The organism is Shewanella sp. LZH-2 (genome assembly GCF_016859145.1).
In the GTDB taxonomy this organism is placed as follows: Bacteria; Pseudomonadota; Gammaproteobacteria; order Enterobacterales; family Shewanellaceae; genus Shewanella; species Shewanella xiamenensis.
On the sequence record NZ_CP069350.1, the window covers coordinates 2,814,445 to 2,832,390 of the forward strand.

The following is a 17,946-nucleotide window of genomic DNA, read 5'->3' on the forward strand; positions in this document are numbered from 1 at the left end:
CCAACCTATTCAAGCTAAATTTCAACACATTGGTAGTTCGAGTGAGAATCATCGATGACGTAAAAAACTGTACATATACAATTAGCAACTAATAACTGCAAAGGATCTTTCGTAATAAAAAAGCCGAACACTTTACAGTGTTCGGCTCTCATACAACTAAGTTGATTTATGATTAGAACTTGGTTGTCGCACGTAAATAAATAAAGCGATCCATATTCACATCATACTCTGTAACAGAGAAGTTATTTGTAGATACTGCTGAATTGTTATCGATACCTTCTGCCTGAGGTTTTTTAGCAAACAAGTTGTTGATACCTAAAGAAACTTTAGTGTTATAACCATCAATATTATAACCAACAGAGACGTTATGAACCATATAGGCATCAAAACGTTCAGTTATACCATCTGCAGCAACATAGCCATCATCAACATGCAATGTGTTATCCATTGGTCCCACATAACGCGTTTTCCAATGTGCATCCCAATCACCCATTGCCCAATCAATGTTTAGACTACCTTTTAACTCAGGGAAGCCACCATCGCCGTACTGAATTCCAACTCGGTCCTCTCCATCGAATTTATTACCTAGCACATAAGCCAGATCTAATGAAGCTTTGAATGAACCATATGATGTTTCAGGGAAACGATACGCTGTAAAGAAGTCAATACCTTCGACTTCATAAGTACCAGCATTTTGCAGGAAGTTACGTAAATCAACAATGTTACCTAAGCTATCACGGTCAATATAATTACATGAATCAGGATTAGAACCGGTAGCACACTCACGAGCAATACGTGTATGTCCGTAACGACCAATCGCATCTTCAACTTTAATATTGTAATAATCTAAGGTAAGTTCAGCCCCTTCTAACCAAGACGGGTTATACACTGTACCAAATGTGTATGACTCAGACGTTTCGGGTTTTAAATCTGGCGATGAAACTTGAGAAATACGGATCTGCGTATTTGCTTGATTATATCCAACTGGTACAGACGAACATCCTGGGAATTTAGTTAGATCGAGTGTACCTTTAGGGTTATTACAAGGATCTTGCCAAGTTGGGTAAGAATCTGCACTACCTGCATATAAATCAGAAATAGAAGGTGCGCGATAACCTTGAGCCCATGTACCGCGTAACAACATATCATCCATTGGGCGGAATTCAGCACCCACTTTACCTGTTGTGTTGTTACCATAAGCATCGTGATCTGACACGCGAATAGCTGGCGTAATTAACAAGCTTTCGATAACAGGAATTGCTAATTCAACATAGGCTTCATCCAAACGGAAACCACCAGAAGTAGCATCGCGTTGGTTACCAGAAGACTCACCTGTTACGGTTAAAGGATCTGGCGTATCAAAACCAGTTTCCTCACGACGTTCAAGGCCGAAAGCTAAACCAACAGCGCCAGCGGGTAAATCAAATAGATCACCAGAAATGTTAAAGGTATAATCTTTCATCGTTAAGCCTGAACGGCTAACACTGTCGAAAGTAATATAATCAACCATATCTTGAGTTACTGAACCTGGACCACCAAACAGGTTTAAAGCAACACAACCATTGCTTGCATTACAATTATCGCCTAATGCTTGGTTGATACGAGTTAAATTAAGTAGACCAGTGGTTAATACATCTTGGTTGTTTTGGCCGTAGATATAGCTTGCTGTCCAAGTCCAGTTATCATCAATATTACCTTCTAAACCAAGCATAGCGCGGTAGGTTGTATCGTTTTGATTATATTGACGTGAACCCGCTTCAATCATACGGCGCTGTAACGCATATGGCACGTAGCCAACAGGTTTACCATTAGCTACAGCGCGAGCACTATCACCATAGAGTGTTTCGCCAAATGGGTTATAGATATTATTCCCGCCAATATCCACACGACTTGCAGCCGCACCAAATGAGGCACCTAAGGTTAGTGGCATTGGTGCTAGTTCTTGAGATGACTTACGATTGGTCATCATAAAATCAGAAACAACTCTTAGGTTGTCTGAAATATCATAAAAACCTTGAACATAGAAAGAATTGCGATTTTGTGGTGTTGATAGATAGTTATCAGGCGCATAGTTATAAACATCGCTACCAGTACGTGGACGGAATTGATTCATACCAATATTAGCGCCAGTACCTTCTTTAGACATATAGTCATAAACACCCGAACTGTTTGGTGTACCAATAGCAGCTAATGCATCTTGGTTAGCTTGATTCAGTTGTGAGCCTTTAACGCGAATACGAGTATTATCCGCAGTAGAACTGTAACCAGTATCAGAAATATCACGGTCACCAGCCCAAATAGGTTGCTGAGTCACGTGGGCCATGTTGAATAATAAGCCACCTTTTTCAGATACTGAACCAACTGTAAAATCAGCGGTGTACTGACGACCATCGTCATATTTAGCGTTTTGTCCGCCATAGACAGAAACTTCGACACCTTCAAAGTTTTTGCGAGTAATAATGTTAACAACACCAGCAATAGCGTCAGAACCGTAAACCGCTGAAGCACCATCTTTTAATACTTCAATGCGCTCAATTGTTGATGTAGGAATGGTGTTTAAGTCAACCGTTGAACCTAAAGATGAAATCCAGCGCTTACCATTAACTAATACTAATAGACGTTGTGCGCCAAGGTTACGCAGGTCCATGTTAGTAGAACCATCACCACCATTGTTAAAAGCGGTGTTTAATGCTGAACCAGCAGCTGGGATCGTTTGCAGGATATCACCAATACTGATCATACCAGTAGCTTCAAGCTCATCTCTATTCATCACAAGAACAGGACTTGCCGCTTCCATATCAGTACGCTTGATACGTGAACCAGTAACTTCAATACGTTCTACTTTTTTATCAGCACCAGCTTCATCAGCAGCCATTACTAATGGCACGTTTAGCGCGGTTGCAGCCACACCACCAATCAATGCAAAACGCACAGATTTGGCTAATAAGTTATTCTTATGCATTGTCTATCTCCCTGGACATATTATGTCTTTATTATAATCCGCTTATTTAATAAGCAGTTTCAAACAAAAGTACGTCGAAAACACGCTGTACTCGGCAGAAACAATAAAATCACATATAAAACCTTTAATCAACAAAAAATAAACAAATAAAACCAGCTGATGACAATATGCTCATTTTGAAAGCGAGAATCGTATGCTTTGAAATCTAAAAGCAAAAAACGCCGGTCATTACTGACTGGCGTTTTTGTTAAACTAAAGCCGTTTAAGGCGATGTTATGATTTTAAAGAGTGTAGCGAATACCAATAGCGATGCCATCATCTTCTGACAATGCCATCGCGGCTTCATCCACACCAGTAAAATCGCTGAAATCTTTACGACCTTCCAAGTAGATAACCGTATTGGCATCCATCAGATAGTGCATACCTGCAACAACAAATTGTCGTTTAAACACATCATTTTCATAAATGGGTAAATTTGGCTGAATAACATAATCTTTACCAGCATCTAGCACGTTATAGGATACGAAATAACGTAAACCATTATCAAATTTGTATGACAGTAACGTTTCAGCTCCAACAGCTTCTTTAATCAAACGCCCTAAATTATCGGTGTCGTGGTTTTCTTGCTTATTGATGTTTGCAGCGGCATACCAACCATTAGCATCAAAATCACCCCACATAATGCCCGCACCGTAGATAAGATCGACAGCGGTAGTTGATTCGCCATTCCCAAAGCTAACGTCAAATTCACCACGGTTAGCACCAGCGGTTAAAGTCAATTTGTCAGTTGCTTTATAAGTTACCGCAAAACCATAGGTTTCGTCATAATCAACTTGCTGGGCAGATCTATCACCAGTCTCCCATAACTTTTTGCAGTCATCTTGGTCAGGCACAGAATCACAAGTATAAAAACTGCTGTTTTTTAGCTGTACTTGCGCTGCAATACTCACTTCACCAAACGTGTTACGGTATTGCACCGTTTTATCACCACGACCTACACCGTTAACAGCTCCGTCGTCTTTATTAAAGGTGTAAACTCCTGCAGTATTGCCATCCCATACAAAACCATAGTTAGTGCCATAAACGACATCGTACCAAGCACCCCATTGTTTACCAATAGTGAGTGTACCGTATTTATCGTGGCTAAGACCGGCATAACCTAAACGGTTATAAAAAAACTCATCCTGCACAGATTCAAAGCGGTTACTATAAACAATATCACTGTTGCCAACGGGGTTAACGCCCCATTCCAACTTAGCAAACGCATTCCAGCCATGGGTTAACTCACGGCTGAAACCAAAATTAATTCGAGAAGCACCATTTACAACCTCAGTTTCACCTTGAGTGTTGATTACACGCACATCAATAAACCCCCCTATCTCGACTGCATTTTTGTCATCTTTGTAGATTTCGATTGCAGATACAGTTGGCGCAAGAAAGAGTGCTGCTAACGCAGTGGCGACTATCGTTTTGTTCATTTGGTGCTTAACCTTTTCGTTTATGTTTTATCAACGTCATTCCGTTGTTATATTTCCTTACAATTTCCCACTGAGAGTAGCAAACTTTCAATAAACACACCAAGGGAAACCTAAGTATTCTGTAGATAAATATCACAAAAACTGACTGATTAACCGCTGTAAAACAGGTTAAAACACTATAAATACCCGTTAAGCAAACACAAATAAAACAACATAAACATTAAATTAACAGCAGCTGTTTAGAGACAATGTCTGTGTAATTCAATTTCATTATTGAAAAAATAGGCTCTGCAATGGGACTAATTTGCTTATCAATGTAGTATTGATAATCAATTATAGACGATCTATGTGAAACAGGTTCAGGACCATTTACAGTGATGACATAATCAATCTGAGCTCCTCTCTTGCCATAGGATACCTTTCCTGTTAACTCACATAGCTGACGTGCGACTTTGACATGGGGGGAAGATTTTGCGGTGTACTCTTCAAGATTTCGGCGCATTCGTTTACTAAACACTAATTCAGCATCCCGCTTTCCTGTCTGCAGTTCGCTTATGACACCAGCGAGATAACCGCTGATATCTCGCTGATTGAACATTCGCTCATAAAGTTCAGCTTGAACCTTACGCGCTAAGGGGCTCCAATCACTTCGCACCTGCTCCATCCCCTTAAAAGTGATTTCCAGCCCTCCATTCCTATTGCGCCAAGCACCGACATAACGCTTCTTACTACCCTCCTCCGATCCCCTCAAGGTCGGCATAAAAAACTGTTCGTAATGGCGCTCAAACTGTAGCTCAAGGAAGCTTTCTAGCTGAAACTCCTTTACGATTTTACTCTGCCATTGTTGATTGATTTGCGCGGCAATCTGCTTACCTAAGGCATTAATATCACTGAGATCAGGATCAGAGCCCAAATAGACAAAGGTGGAATCCGTGTCCCCATAAATAACTTGATAACCCATTTCCTCTATCCAAGCGCGAGTCTGTTTCATTATTTGATGACCGCGCATGGTGATGGAGCTTGCCAGTTTCGCATCATGGAACACGCAGCCTTGAGAGCCTAAAACCCCATAGAGCGAATTCATAATGATTTTAATTGCTTGCGATAAAGGCGCATTTGCCTCCCGCTTGGCTTTTTCGCGTTGTTCTGAGAGATTTTGGATGAGTTTTGGCAGGATCGGTTGATGCCGACTAAAACGAGCCCCTAAAAAACCGGGAACGATTTCAGACTCGTCCAAAATATGTTCCTCGTTATCCAGACCTTCAATGAGCCCTTTCGGATCGATCAAAAAAGTACGAATTATCGATGGATAAAGACTTTTAAAGTCAAACACTAAAATATGCTGATAAAAACCAGGGACTGAATCCATTACATAACCGCCAGGGCTTTCAATACCTTGACTTGCAGGCTCTGCGGGCGCAACGAAACCCGCTCTATGTAAATGCGGTAGATACAAATGATTGAATGCGGCGACCGAGGCGCCTACCCGCCCCAGTTCTAATCCCGTTAACTCGGCGCGAGCGAGGGCAAAATCCCACAACTGAGTATGCTCAAAAATATCCCACACTAAGCGACTATCAGTCAGATTATAGTGAGCAAGCCCTTGCTTATTTTCGGTAAATAGCGCATCAATCTCTTGGACTCGATTTTCTACATTATGAATCGCTTTGCCTTCACCGAGTAACGCTTGGGCGACAAATTCCAAGGAGAAGCGCTCGAATTGATAAAAGGCCGCCTTTAACCAATCGATACCATCGAGCACCACTCGCCCCGGTAAACTTAAGGTTTCAGGCCGAAATTTATTCTCGACCTTCCACTCGAGAAGCGCACTACCTCGACCGATACGCAGCGGGATCCGGTGCAGTAACGCACGCCGATATAACAAGGCCAAATCAAAGGTCACCACCGACCAACCAATGATCACATCGGGATCAAACTCAGTAAACCAAGCGATGAGACGATGGATAAGCGCCGCTTCATCGTTCACCCATTCGATGTAAATTGCAGCATCAGGCTGCGCCTCGCCCACCATAATGACTTTTTCATAGGGCTGAGATTGCGCATCGCGTCCATAAAGGGCCACGGAATAGAGTAATCCGTCAAAACTGCATTCAAAATCGAGGGAGATTGAACGCAATTTTATTTCCGGCTGCGGTGCAACGGCTTTGGCCCGTATGGCGCTAAAGACGGGCAAGCGGTCTTGTAAACCCACATTGCTTACTTGATGCCCTAAAAATGCCACATCGAGCGCGACAAAACGTTCGATTAAAAAACGCTGCTCGGGACGGATATCCGCCTCAAATAAGGGAATACCAGCATCCGTCGCTATCCGCTGTAAGTGACGAAACACACTGCTCGACTGGGCATAAATCGCCGCCACGGCTTGTCTTTTAAAACTTTTAAGCATAAGCGGCACAAAGCGTAGCGCCAGCCCCGGCGTTTGTAACTGTAATGCAGCCATATCGCTTTGATGGCAAAAACAAATGTACTCAGAGCCAGGTAACTCCACCAGCACTGGGCCAGAAACAGTGGCGAGATAATACTGCAACACAAGCGTTGAACCGCATGTAATAGCATGGCGCGTCAGGACGCGTCCCTGTACACTCACGGGCGCAGCCGTGTCATGTGCAAGACTCTCGGGGGGATTCGACTGCGGTTTCACTCTAAGGCTCTCGCTGTTTATTGATTCTCGGGACACAGAATAAAATTGCCATAAAATGGCAGAAAAGTTTCTTAGGCTATGCAATCACTGTTATTATGTACAGCATTAATTCGATAAAGTAGTGCCGCATGTTACCTGACAACGTAAAAAACCAGATCCGCGCTATCTATAAAGATATTGCCGCCGCTTTGCCTAATTTTAGGCCACGCCGCGAGCAAAATTTTATGGTGGCAGAAATCTCTAAGACCTTGGCTGGCGACTATGACAAAGATAGACGCATCATAGTGGTCGAAGCGGGTACGGGGATTGGTAAATCATTGTCTTATATTTTGGGCACGATACCGCTTGCGCTTGCGAGTAAGAAAAAAGTCTGTATTGCCACGGCAACCGTTGCGCTGCAGGAGCAGTTGCTGCACAAAGACTTACCGTTTTTTCTCGAACAATCAGGGCTAAACTTTCGCTTTGGTCTGGTTAAAGGGCGCCAGCGGTATGTCTGTTTATCCAAACTTGCCATGCTGATCGGCGATGATAACAGTACCCAAATGGCCATGTGGCAAACAAAGCCAGATAACAGCCAAATTGCCATGCTGCAAGAGCTGCTCAGCGACTTTAATGAAGGCCGCTGGAACGGTGAAATAGATACGCTATCGACACCGATACCGGACCATCTCTGGCAACAAATCGCCTGCGATAAACACAGTTGTCATCGGCAACTCGCCAGCCATCGTAATTGCCCGTTTCACAAGGCCCGTGAGGATGTGGATACTTGGGATGTACTGATCGCCAACCACAGCTTACTTTTTGCCGACTTAGAGCTAGGCGGCGGGGTGATTTTACCCGATCCCGAAGAGGTATTTTACGTCATAGACGAAGCCCACCACTTACCAATTGTCGCACGGGACTTTTCTAGCGCACAGGCAACGCTTAGAGGCGCCGCCGACTGGCTTGAAAAAGTCGGTAAGACCAGCGCCAAGTTACAAAATCAGATAAAGAGCAACAATATCATCGCCCCAGCACAGGCGATGCAGGATCATATTGGCGACTTAATCGCTCAGCTCAATCAAGTCGCCCACTATTGTGATACCCAGACCAAGCAGTTTGCCAATCCAGAGAGTCGCTATCGGTTCGAACACGGCAAATTACCCGATGCGTTAAAAATCCCTGCCGAGAATCTCGCAACCACTTCCAATCTTGCTCTCAAGCAATTTAACAAGATGCAGTTATTGCTGGCCGAGGCGATAAAAGATGGCGATATTCCTAAGCACCAGGCTGAAGCGCTACAGGCCGAAATGGGCTTTATGTTGCAGCGACTCGAGAACCTGCAAAAGCTCTGGAAAATGATGGCCAAGGAAGATTCCACTAAAGGTGCCCCAATGGCCCGTTGGATCGAGTTAATTACAGGCAAACAGGTCGATTATCTGTTTAGCGCCTCACCAATTGAAGTCGGTTTTATGCTCGAATCGATGCTGTGGCAAAAGGCAGCTGGCGTCGTGCTATGTAGCGCTACGCTGCGGGCGCTGAATAACTTTGACCATTTTGCCCATCAGGTAGGGTTATCATTAAAGGACGGCAGCCGTTATCTTGCCCTGCAATCCCCTTTCGATTATCCGAATAATGCCACGCTCTACTTACCTAAGATGAAAACCGAGCCGACGGATGATGCCTATACTGCTGAACTTGCCGAACAAATTATCGAGCTAATTGAAGGCGAAATGGCTACCTTAGTGCTGTTTGCCTCTTACTGGCAAATGGAAAAAGTGGCCGAATTGCTCGAGGGCAAGCTCACGCAGGAAATTCTGATCCAAGGTAATGCACCACGCCAACAATTGCTTGAGACCCACAAAGCTAAATGTGACAAAGGTGAGCCAAGCATATTATTTGGCACAGGCAGTTTTTCTGAAGGCTTGGACTTACCAGGAGATTACCTCACCAACCTCATCGTCACTAAGCTACCCTTTGCTGTGCCAACCTCACCCGTTGAGCAAGCCCATGCTGAATATGTGAAAATAAAGGGTGGAAATCCGTTTCTGCAGCTCACCATTCCTGATGCATCGCGAAAGCTTATCCAAAGTTGTGGTAGATTACTGCGTAAAGAGCAAGATTATGGTCGAGTCACTATCCTAGATAGACGGTTAGTGACGAAGCGTTACGGCAAATCCTTGCTAGACGCACTCCCACCTTTTAGACGAGTCATTGAGTAGGATTAAGATTTGGAGTTGTTACTCGAGCCCAGTAACTGGGCCCTGTTGGCTGTCATTGGCTTAATTGCAGGTTTTATCGATGCCGTGGTCGGTGGTGGCGGCCTGCTCTCCATTCCTGCCCTGCTCACCCTAGGGATCCCGCCCCATACCGCCTTAGGTACCAATAAATTTGCCGCCAGTTTTGGATCCTCGATGGCGGCTTGGACCTATTATCGCCAGCATCTGCTGAAACCCAGTTTTTGGTATATGGCGTTTATCGCCACCTTTATTGGTGCGGTTTTTGGCAGTGTATTAGTTTATTTGTTAAACGCGCAGTGGCTTGAAAAAGCCTTACCACTGCTCATTATTGGCATTGCAATTTACAGCTTGCTGAGCCCTAATGCCATCTCGGATACCGATTGTCAGACGCCGACAAAAGCCCAATCCAAGCTCAAGCAAAGCCTGCAAGGTTTATTACTAGGCATCTACGATGGTTTTGCAGGCCCCGGCATTGGCGCCTTTTGGACAGTAAGTTCAGGTTCATTATATAAATTACCTCTTTTGCATAGTTGCGCGCTCGCTAGAGCCATGACTTTTACCAGCAATTTGACGGCGCTGGCGATCTTTGGCTTTCTTGGGCAAGTCCATTGGCAAATTGGCCTGTGGATGGGGTTATGTATGATGCTCGGCTCCTTTATCGGCGCTCGCTGTGCGATAAAATTTGGTATGCCTTTTATTCGGCCTTTGTTTATATTAATTGTCCTGTCAATTGCCGCTAATCTGGCGTGGAGCGCATGGTTTTGAACACTTCGCAGCTAATCAGCACGTTGAAAAATCAGCTAAAAACATTAGAGCAAGAAGTACTGCAACACGACAGTCATCTTGCGCCGAGCCAACGCAAACTCCTACTAGATATTGAACGCTTTAATCAATCGCTGTTTATTCAAAATGGCGCCCAGTTGATGCCCTGCATTGAACAAATTCGAAGTAGCATCGGTCAGTTAGAGAAGCAAATCGCCCTAAAACTCGCGCCGCAAACCATCGCCTTAAGCTGTGAACGTATTCAAGACCGTTTTACTGCGGTTAAACGGGCGCTACTGACAACCTCAATCGATATAAAGTCTAAAAATCAACAACGTGCCAGTAAGCGCGCACGTTTTGCCCAACAACAAAACCAATCGCATCAAGCCAGCGGGTTTGCTTGGATCGCCAGCAATGTGTTACAAAATAGCCACGAAATCTATGCTGAACTGAATAAGCATCTGAATTGGGCGAAAAAATTTGAACAAAAAATTGCAGAAATGGAGTCAAAACTTGAAAACTGTCATAGTGCTGACAAAATCCGTTTGCAAAATGACATCCTTTTGATGCATCGTCGTTTGGGAAAATGCAGGCAAGCCATCAGTTATATCGAAAATCGCATTCAAGCATTCGAACGTCCGCATCAGAGCCATAATCGTTAAGGAGCAACAATGAAATCACTTTTGCCAATCAGCAGCCTGCTAATGCTACTCGGCTCTGCCTCAGCCTTTGCCGCAGATCTGAATATCCCTATGTCCTTCGAATACCTTGCCCTCGATGGCAAAAAAGTCGAGTCCAGCGTATTCAACCATAAAAGCAGTTTAGAATTGGCGCCCGGCACCCACAAAATCGCCATTCGCTACCACGAAATGGTGGAAGACGATTTTAGTGACAGCCAAACCTTTGTTAAGTCATCTCCTTTTATTGTGACCTTAGAGGTTGATGGCGATCATCAATACTATTTACAAGCCGCTGAAGGCAAAGTCGTTAAAAAGCCTAAAGTGTTTGCCCAAAATCCCCAAGTCGTGTTAACCCGCTCCGACAAAGGTCAGGTTAATTACCAAGTGGCAAACACCGATATTGAAGAAGAAGGCTTTGTCTCTCGTCTCTTTAGCGGTAACCAAGCAGTAGATGTGTCAGGCACAGCAGCCGCAGTAACAGGCGCAGCAGGCACAGCAGCGGTGGTTGCCGCGCCAGCACCCACTTCGGCGCAGGCAGCAGTTAAGGCAACCTCATTAACCGCTCCGGTTGATACTTCTAAAGCGGCTGGCGCAAATCCACAGCAGATGTTGCAATACTGGTGGTTACAAGCCGATGAGAAAACACGTAAAGAGTTTATGAGCTGGGCTATTTCACAACTCTAATCCAGATGATCCCATTGGTTTATCACGCCAGCTACTCCAAGCTGGCGTTACCCGCCCATCACCGCTTTCCCACAACCAAATACGCACGTCTTTATCAGTATCTGCTCGATAATCAACTGGCTGTTGCGGATCAATTTCATACTCCATCGCCGATGACGGCTGAAGATGTAATGCAGGTGCATCAGCAAGATTATGTCGAACAATTTATTCAAGGTACCTTAGCCAACACGGCCTTAAGACGCATCGGCTTTCCATGGAGTCAAGCCTTGGTCGAGCGAACCTTGCATTCAGTGTCAGGAACGAGTTTAACCGCAAGCTTGGCACTACAAACGGGTATCGCCCTTCACTTAACCGGTGGCTATCACCATGCTCATTATGACTTTGGCAGTGGTTACTGTATTTTCAATGACTTGATTATCGCCGCCCGCAAACTTATCGCCGAGCAGCAACGGCATAAGGTATTGATTTTTGATTGTGACGTGCACCAAGGAGACGGCACTGCTACCCTCAGCCATAGGCATCAAGGCATTATCAGTTGTTCCATCCACTGCAAAGAGAATTTCCCCAGCCGTAAACAACAGTCACACTATGATATTGAACTAACGAAAGGTGCTGATGATAGCGCCTATCAGGAAACCGTCGAACAGACTCTCGAGCTGCTTATTCGGCTCCATCAACCAGATTTAATCCTGTATGACGCTGGTGTTGATATTCATCAGGACGATGATTTAGGCCATTTACAGATCAGCCAAGAAGGGCTCTATCAACGTGATGTTACTGTGCTCTCCATGGCAAAAGCGGCAAATATTCCTGTTGCTGCGGTAATTGGCGGCGGCTACAGCCGAGACGAACTACAATTAAGCCAAAGACATAGCCAACTTTTTATTGCAGCCAACCATTTGTGGTAGCAAACTCAATAAAAATCATCATGGAGCACAGCGATGCAACTCGAAATCCGCAACTATTACGAAGTTCTCTTAATGGAAATGTTATCCGATGAAGGCCTGATGGATGAATTGCCGGAGGATTATTTAGCCGATCTCTGCTGTGTGACACTCAATCAACTGCCCGTGCGTTATATCCGCCATTTAGTCGACACTTATTTCTTTGAAGATTATGATGAATTGCAGGAACTTAAACGCGAAATACAGGCTGCACTCGAAAAATCGCGAGCCTTTTTAAAACAGAATTTACAAAAAAGAATGCAGCAGGAAGAAGCCAACAGCTAAGTCATACGGTATAGGGCATCGCGACATCGATTTGCAACAAGGTTTTACGAGTAAATTCGGCAGTGTTGCTAAATGCTAAGCTGAGCAGTTATTGCTAATCGGTGAGTTAAAGATAAAGAAGATAGGAAAATGATGGGGAGATTTGGAGGTTCCCCTAGAGCCGACACCCCGGCACACGAGTCGCTTGCTGCGGTTGCTCCCTTCCGGGCCTGGCCGAGTTCACAAGTTATCATTGCGGGGGGACCCTAGGGTCACCATAACTTCAAGTGGTTCACCAAAAGGATCATCACCGAACGACGCGGATTATCCCCTATGGCCTCTATGGGATCAAGTGCTAATCCGCCCGTTTGATAAATATCCGGTTTAACTGGACAATCTATAGGCAAACCTAAGTATTGAAAATGATAAAAGCCTGCAAAGCAGGCTTTTTATTCGCTAAAAGACGTCAAGCTAACGCAAATGACTCAAGACAATGCCAAGGCGTTACAGCTTAATCATATGACGATTTTGCTCAATCAGCTTAGCACCGATCCCTGAGACATTTGCTAACTCATCAATAGTCTTAAATTGCCCATTTTGAGTGCGATAATCGATGATTGCCTGCGCTTTAGCGGCACCAATCCCCTTTAGCAGTTGTAATTGTTCAGTTGAAGCGGTATTAATGTTGACTTGAGCTGCGTCTGGCAATGCTTGTTTAGCATCGCTTGCCATATTTTTGGCCTCAGTTTTCGCTTGGTTTTGCACCTTACTCGCTTCTTTTACCGGATCAGCTGCCATTACTGGCAAGGTTAACAGGGCAGAAAATGCAATAGCAGATACCATCGCAGGTAAACTAGGTTTTAGTTTCATAATGCTTCCTCTCTCTCCTTGATATTCGGCCTTTCGTCCAACTTCCGTGGCCTCCAATCAAACATAGACGAAGCTTTTATGAATTTCCAAACGCCTAAGTACAAATATTACCTCTGGCTTAAATGTGTAACTTTAGATCAATGAATTTACAGATAACAATGAAGAAAAAGGATGCGGTTAATGCATCCTTGTTATAAAAATTATCCATAACCAGCTAAACAATCGTTGCTAATGCCTGGCTTAAATCAGCAATAATATCGTCGCAATCCTCCAAACCGACAGAAATTCTCAGCAGATTATCCCCAATGCCCGCAGCTGCCCGCGCTTCTGGGGAATAAGGAGAATGGGTCATTGAAGCCGGATGCTGAATAAGGGATTCCGCATCGCCCAAACTAACCGCAATTGAAAATAATTTAAGCTTGCCAACAAACGCCATAGCCTGAGTAAAATCCGCAGCTAATTCAAAGGCGATCACCCCTCCTGCTCGCTGCATCTGCTGACCAATAAATTGATGACCCGAATGGGATTTAAGCCCTGGATAGTACACTCGCGTCACGGCAGCGTGTTGCTCTAAAAACTCAGCAACCCGCTGGGCACTCTCGCAATGGCGCTGTAAGCGCACATCGAGGGTTTTAAGGCCTCGTAGGATAAGCCAAGCATCATGGGGTGAGATCACTGCACCGATATCCTTTAGGATTTCATACTTCACTCTGTGAAGTTGCTCTTCGCTGCCACAGACGATGCCCGCAATCACATCACCGTGACCATTTAAGTATTTAGTCGCGCTGTGAACCACTAAATCAATGCCTAGTGCAATCGGTTGCTGCAGTAACGGCGTCATAAAAGTATTATCGACAATGCTAACTAATTGATGCCGCTTCGCAATATCGGCGATAGCTCTAAGATCAAACACCTGTAGATGAGGATTGACCGGCGTTTCACAAAAAATCACCCGAGTGTTCGGTTTGATTGCCCGCTCAATTGCCACTAAATCGGTAAAGTCGACTAAGGTGACTTCGATGCCAAAACGGGCAAATTGGCTAGTCATAAGTGCAAAAGTGCAACCATATACCGCATTAGAAGCCACTAAATGATCACCCATCTGCAAATTAGCGAGCAATGCCGCCGACACCGCCCCCATACCAGACGCCGTTGCCGCCGCCGCTTCAGCCCCTTCTAAAATCGCCATTTTACGCTCAAGTTCGGCCACAGTTGGATTACCAAGACGGGTATAAATATATCCAGGCTCGTTGCCTGCGAAACGCTCGCCACCTTGCTGCGCCGATTCGAATACAAAAGTTGCAGTTTGATAAAGTGGTGTGACTAACGAACCGAAGGCCTCTCGCTCATGTCCTGCATGGATGGCTTGGGTCGCCGCTTTCCACATCTTGCTCGATTCATCTTGCATTGCTTACTCCTTGTTATGCCATTACATCATTCGATTCTTGATTGATTGTTCGAGGAATGATGATTTGCTTGTGTTTTTAGTCCATATAGATAAGTTAATAAAACATTAGCCCTATCGAATAAGCACTAACATACCCTGCTGAACAGTTGAAACCAGTGCAACGGTGAAAATAGCAACAGAACCACTGTAACTAAGTTGTTACATTCAGCGTTTAGGGCAGAACATCGGCGATAAAAAATGCGCTAATGACAGAGTCATTAGCGCATTAGCATTTAGCCTAAAGTGCACTCGCGGTTTTGTGCATTCGGCTATGTTATTTGTCTTTTGCCGTTGAGCTGTTTTTTAGCTCAGCAGCCTCTAATTGGCTCTTAAGCGCATCACGCCCATCTTTGGTCAATAACTTACCAGCAAACTGCTTAAGCTCAATCAACAAATCTTGATGAACTTTCGATAATTTGGGGCGCTGCTCTTCCCTAAAACCGATTGGCCGACACAGTGCCATGGCCTGATATCCTAGGCGCGCCGTTAACAAACCGCCCCCTAATCCTTGGGCAAGCCGCGCGGATAATTTACCGGTCATCTCGACCGATAGCAATTGAGTTCCTAAGTCCGTGACTAACTCACTGGTGCCCGCATAAATAATGTTAATCACTATGCTGCGAATGAGTTTAATCCGGCTCCAGTAACCCAATTCAATACCATAACAAGCGGCAACATCACGCAGCATTCGCTGATTACGCCAAAGAATGATCGCCATATCCAATGCCGCAAGCGGGCTAGCAGCCAATAACACTGCTGATTCAGCCGCATATCGACGCACGACTTTTTTGGCGAGTTCATCTCGCTCCGTTAGGACTAAGTCCTCAAATAACAGCACTTTTTCGGCATCGTTATGTTCATCTTTTAACGAGTGACGCAGCCGTTGTAATCCTTGGCTATCGGGGTAATGCCGTACAATATTATCGATAAAGCTATCGGCCTCACCCATTTGCATACTCAGGGCAAGCCTTGCACCTGTATCCTGGGTATCGGCAACCTGTTTTAAGCGTTTTAATTTTCGATACTCGCTAACGGCACCGACTATAGCCCAGCTCCCGACTAAACCAAGCACCACACCATAAAAACTAAATAGCCAAGGACTGGCAACCCAAGCATCCCGCAAACCAAGGCCTGTTTGCACTAGCGTGAGTAGTATTAATGCCATTAGTGATAAGCGTGCCAACCAAGACCAGCGGCGAGATTGATGTAATTTAGGGCGTATCGATGCCACCTCTAACACCTGCGGTTGAGCTGCTAACGTCTCTTCAACAACGTCATCAATCGCCTTTATCGGGGTTTGTGGCGCAAACATTTGCGCACTTTTTAACTCATCTGTTGCAGACTGTAGTTTGACCTGTTCAGCATCAAATACTCGCTGCTTTTTAAGCCGTTGAGCTGCAAGCGACGCCGCGGCTACAGACTGCTCAACCTCATTTTCTTGCGGCTCAGTTGAATGTGTTAACGGATCTACTCTCATTCCAGTTTATCCCCTACAAGATACTGCAGAAGGTGATCAAGACGGATATGGTCAAAATGCACCGAAGATGGATCGAGACTGCGGTTATCCGGCGGTGCAAAACCAATAAAGTTAAAGCCTTGCTCACGCCAGAAAGTAGACTCGGGTAAGCGAGTAGGCACTTCACCAGGAAACAAGGTCAGGGCTTGGCCATTCAATCCGGTGCCCTGCACGACTTCCACATCCCCATCTTGAGTAGTCACCATGCCGTGGCGCGTGGCCTTAATCGCACTAATGGCCATAGTCTCAACTTTACAACCATCAAAACCAGCAAAGTGCTGACTGTGCTTGAGCATATCCGTTAACAGCGACAACACATGACTTTGTTGATCCCGCGTGACATGGTCAACCTTACTGGCGGCAAAGAGCAAACGGTCAATCCGCGGCGCAAAAAGCCGACGTAAATAACTGGATTGTCCGTATTGAAAACTCTCCATAATGGCATTTAGCGCCGCGCCCATATCTTCAAATTGTGATTTGCCACGATTTAACGCACTGAAGCAATCAACGAGCACCACCTGACGATCAAACCCTGCGAAATGTTGTTTATAAAAAGGTTTAACAACCTTAGCGACATACTCTTGATAGCGCTTTTCCAGCACATGAAAAGCGCTGTGCTTCTCACTTTGTTTAAGGTTGCTCCACTGAGCATCAGTCACAGATAACAGCGGGAAAAACGCCAGCAGCGGTGCACCTTGCCACTCACCGGGTAATAACATACGCCCCGGTTGCGCTTGGTAATACCCCTGCACATGCACTAAATCCTGTAATAACTGCTGATATTGATCGGCAAGCCGTTTCAGTTCCGCTTCATCGGCCATCGCCGCTAAATTGAGTGCATTTAACGATGTTTCAAAACCAGCGTATAACGGTGAACTCTTCAAAACCGCAAGCCGTTGCTGCTGGGCAGTACACCACTCAATATAGTTTTGGCGCAGCATAGGTAAATCTAAAAGCCACTCACCGGGGTAATCAACAATATCTAGATACAGCGTTGCGGTATCGGCAAACTTGGCGAGTAATCCCTTTTGCGGCCGATATTTAATAGCTAAACGCAACTCTGAAATGGTGCGAGTCGATTCAGGCCAAGTAGGAGGATTTGAAGTCAGCGCTGACATAGCACTCTGATAATCAAAACTCGCGATTTCAAGGTCCGGCTGCATCGCTCGCTTAACCCCAAGCAAACGTTGTTCACGGCTCACCTGCCAAAGAGGCAAACCATGTTGGCGAGAATGCGATGCAGATGATGCTGCACCGCTATTGAGTAATTGATTGACTAACCCTGTAATAAAGGCCGTTTTTCCTGCCCCCGATAACCCTGTTACCGCAAGTCGCAAATGCCTATCGGCTGTTCGATGGAGGAAGGATTGACTCTTTTGCGTGATTTTGTGGATCGATACATCAAGCATTCCCATAAGGATTTCCCTAAATGTTGAATGAGATAACTATATACTGGAA

Annotated in this window: 13 protein-coding genes and 1 other RNA gene; 6 read left to right on the plus strand and 8 right to left on the minus strand. The window is 45.0% G+C overall.

The window, feature by feature from the left end; all coding sequences use genetic code 11:
• Nucleotides 1–172 precede the first annotated feature (172 nt).
• The 3 genes from JM642_RS12515 to JM642_RS12525 form a co-directional block, all read right to left on the minus strand.
• Entirely contained in the window at nt 173–2,962 is a 2,790-nt protein-coding gene (locus tag JM642_RS12515) for a TonB-dependent receptor (RefSeq protein ID WP_037417261.1), read from the minus strand.
• A gap of 281 nt (nt 2,963–3,243) precedes the next feature.
• Nucleotides 3,244–4,440 (minus strand): porin, encoded by a 1,197-nt coding sequence (locus JM642_RS12520; protein ID WP_203431896.1) that lies wholly within the window; start codon nt 4,438–4,440, stop codon nt 3,244–3,246.
• Nucleotides 4,441–4,660: 220 nt separating this feature from the next.
• Nucleotides 4,661–7,102 carry a DNA polymerase II gene (locus JM642_RS12525; protein WP_239000440.1) on the minus strand — a complete coding sequence of 814 codons (2,442 nt, stop codon included), beginning with the start codon at nt 7,100–7,102 and terminating at the stop codon, nt 4,661–4,663.
• A gap of 128 nt (nt 7,103–7,230) precedes the next feature.
• On the opposite strand from JM642_RS12525, the gene dinG reads away from it, so the two are divergent.
• The 6 genes from dinG to JM642_RS12555 are packed head-to-tail and all read left to right on the plus strand — an operon-like array spanning nt 7,231 to nt 12,676.
• Nucleotides 7,231–9,303 carry an ATP-dependent DNA helicase DinG gene (dinG, locus tag JM642_RS12530; RefSeq protein ID WP_172588339.1) on the plus strand — a complete coding sequence of 691 codons (2,073 nt, stop codon included), beginning with the start codon at nt 7,231–7,233 and terminating at the stop codon, nt 9,301–9,303.
• 9 nt (nt 9,304–9,312) lie between these two features.
• The gene (locus JM642_RS12535) at nt 9,313–10,086 is read left to right on the plus strand and encodes a TSUP family transporter (protein WP_055646756.1); all 774 of its coding nucleotides are present in this window, start codon (nt 9,313–9,315) and stop codon (nt 10,084–10,086) included.
• Nucleotides 10,077–10,745, plus strand: coding sequence for a primosomal replication protein (locus tag JM642_RS12540; RefSeq protein ID WP_203431897.1), 669 nt, complete (start codon nt 10,077–10,079; stop codon nt 10,743–10,745). The genes JM642_RS12535 and JM642_RS12540 overlap by 10 nt, the downstream gene beginning before the upstream one ends.
• Before the next feature lie 9 nt (nt 10,746–10,754).
• Nucleotides 10,755–11,447 carry a DUF2057 domain-containing protein gene (locus JM642_RS12545; protein WP_037428139.1) on the plus strand — a complete coding sequence of 231 codons (693 nt, stop codon included), beginning with the start codon at nt 10,755–10,757 and terminating at the stop codon, nt 11,445–11,447.
• A gap of 5 nt (nt 11,448–11,452) precedes the next feature.
• Nucleotides 11,453–12,355 (plus strand): histone deacetylase, encoded by a 903-nt coding sequence (locus JM642_RS12550; RefSeq protein ID WP_203431898.1) that lies wholly within the window; start codon nt 11,453–11,455, stop codon nt 12,353–12,355.
• Between the two features lie 33 nt (nt 12,356–12,388).
• Complete coding sequence (locus JM642_RS12555; RefSeq protein ID WP_037417243.1) at nt 12,389–12,676, plus strand: late competence development ComFB family protein; 288 nt, start codon at nt 12,389–12,391, stop codon at nt 12,674–12,676.
• Between the two features lie 151 nt (nt 12,677–12,827).
• Here JM642_RS12555 and ffs read toward each other — a convergent pair.
• From ffs to JM642_RS12580, 5 genes are all read right to left on the minus strand, one after another.
• Nucleotides 12,828–12,925: signal recognition particle sRNA small type (gene ffs, locus JM642_RS12560), an RNA gene on the minus strand.
• Nucleotides 12,926–13,159: 234 nt separating this feature from the next.
• Entirely contained in the window at nt 13,160–13,525 is a 366-nt protein-coding gene (locus JM642_RS12565) for a ComEA family DNA-binding protein (protein WP_037417240.1), read from the minus strand.
• A gap of 214 nt (nt 13,526–13,739) precedes the next feature.
• The gene (gene megL, locus JM642_RS12570) at nt 13,740–14,933 is read right to left on the minus strand and encodes a methionine gamma-lyase (protein WP_203431899.1); all 1,194 of its coding nucleotides are present in this window, start codon (nt 14,931–14,933) and stop codon (nt 13,740–13,742) included.
• Nucleotides 14,934–15,246: 313 nt separating this feature from the next.
• Nucleotides 15,247–16,449, minus strand: a complete 1,203-nt coding sequence (locus JM642_RS12575) for a TIGR01620 family protein (RefSeq protein ID WP_203431900.1) — start codon at nt 16,447–16,449, stop codon at nt 15,247–15,249.
• A complete protein-coding gene (locus tag JM642_RS12580; RefSeq protein ID WP_203431901.1) occupies nt 16,446–17,903 on the minus strand; it encodes a YcjX family protein in 1,458 nt (485 codons plus the stop codon). The genes JM642_RS12575 and JM642_RS12580 overlap by 4 nt, the downstream gene beginning before the upstream one ends.
• Nucleotides 17,904–17,946: the final 43 nt, after the last annotated feature.

Bases quoted from the DNA above. Each gene is read 5' to 3' on its own strand.
- JM642_RS12515 (WP_037417261.1), bottom strand. From the start codon at position 2,962: ATGCATAAGAATAACTTATTAGCCAAATCTGTGCGTTTTGCATTGATT.
- JM642_RS12520 (WP_203431896.1), bottom strand. From the start codon at position 4,440: ATGAACAAAACGATAGTCGCCACTGCGTTAGCAGCACTCTTTCTTGCG.
- dinG (WP_172588339.1), top strand. From the start codon at position 7,231: ATGTTACCTGACAACGTAAAAAACCAGATCCGCGCTATCTATAAAGAT.
- JM642_RS12540 (WP_203431897.1), top strand. From the start codon at position 10,077: ATGGTTTTGAACACTTCGCAGCTAATCAGCACGTTGAAAAATCAGCTA.
- JM642_RS12545 (WP_037428139.1), top strand. From the start codon at position 10,755: ATGAAATCACTTTTGCCAATCAGCAGCCTGCTAATGCTACTCGGCTCT.
- JM642_RS12550 (WP_203431898.1), top strand. From the start codon at position 11,453: ATGATCCCATTGGTTTATCACGCCAGCTACTCCAAGCTGGCGTTACCC.
- JM642_RS12555 (WP_037417243.1), top strand. From the start codon at position 12,389: ATGCAACTCGAAATCCGCAACTATTACGAAGTTCTCTTAATGGAAATG.
- JM642_RS12565 (WP_037417240.1), bottom strand. From the start codon at position 13,525: ATGAAACTAAAACCTAGTTTACCTGCGATGGTATCTGCTATTGCATTT.
- megL (WP_203431899.1), bottom strand. From the start codon at position 14,933: ATGCAAGATGAATCGAGCAAGATGTGGAAAGCGGCGACCCAAGCCATC.
- JM642_RS12575 (WP_203431900.1), bottom strand. From the start codon at position 16,449: ATGAGAGTAGATCCGTTAACACATTCAACTGAGCCGCAAGAAAATGAG.
- JM642_RS12580 (WP_203431901.1), bottom strand. From the start codon at position 17,903: ATGGGAATGCTTGATGTATCGATCCACAAAATCACGCAAAAGAGTCAA.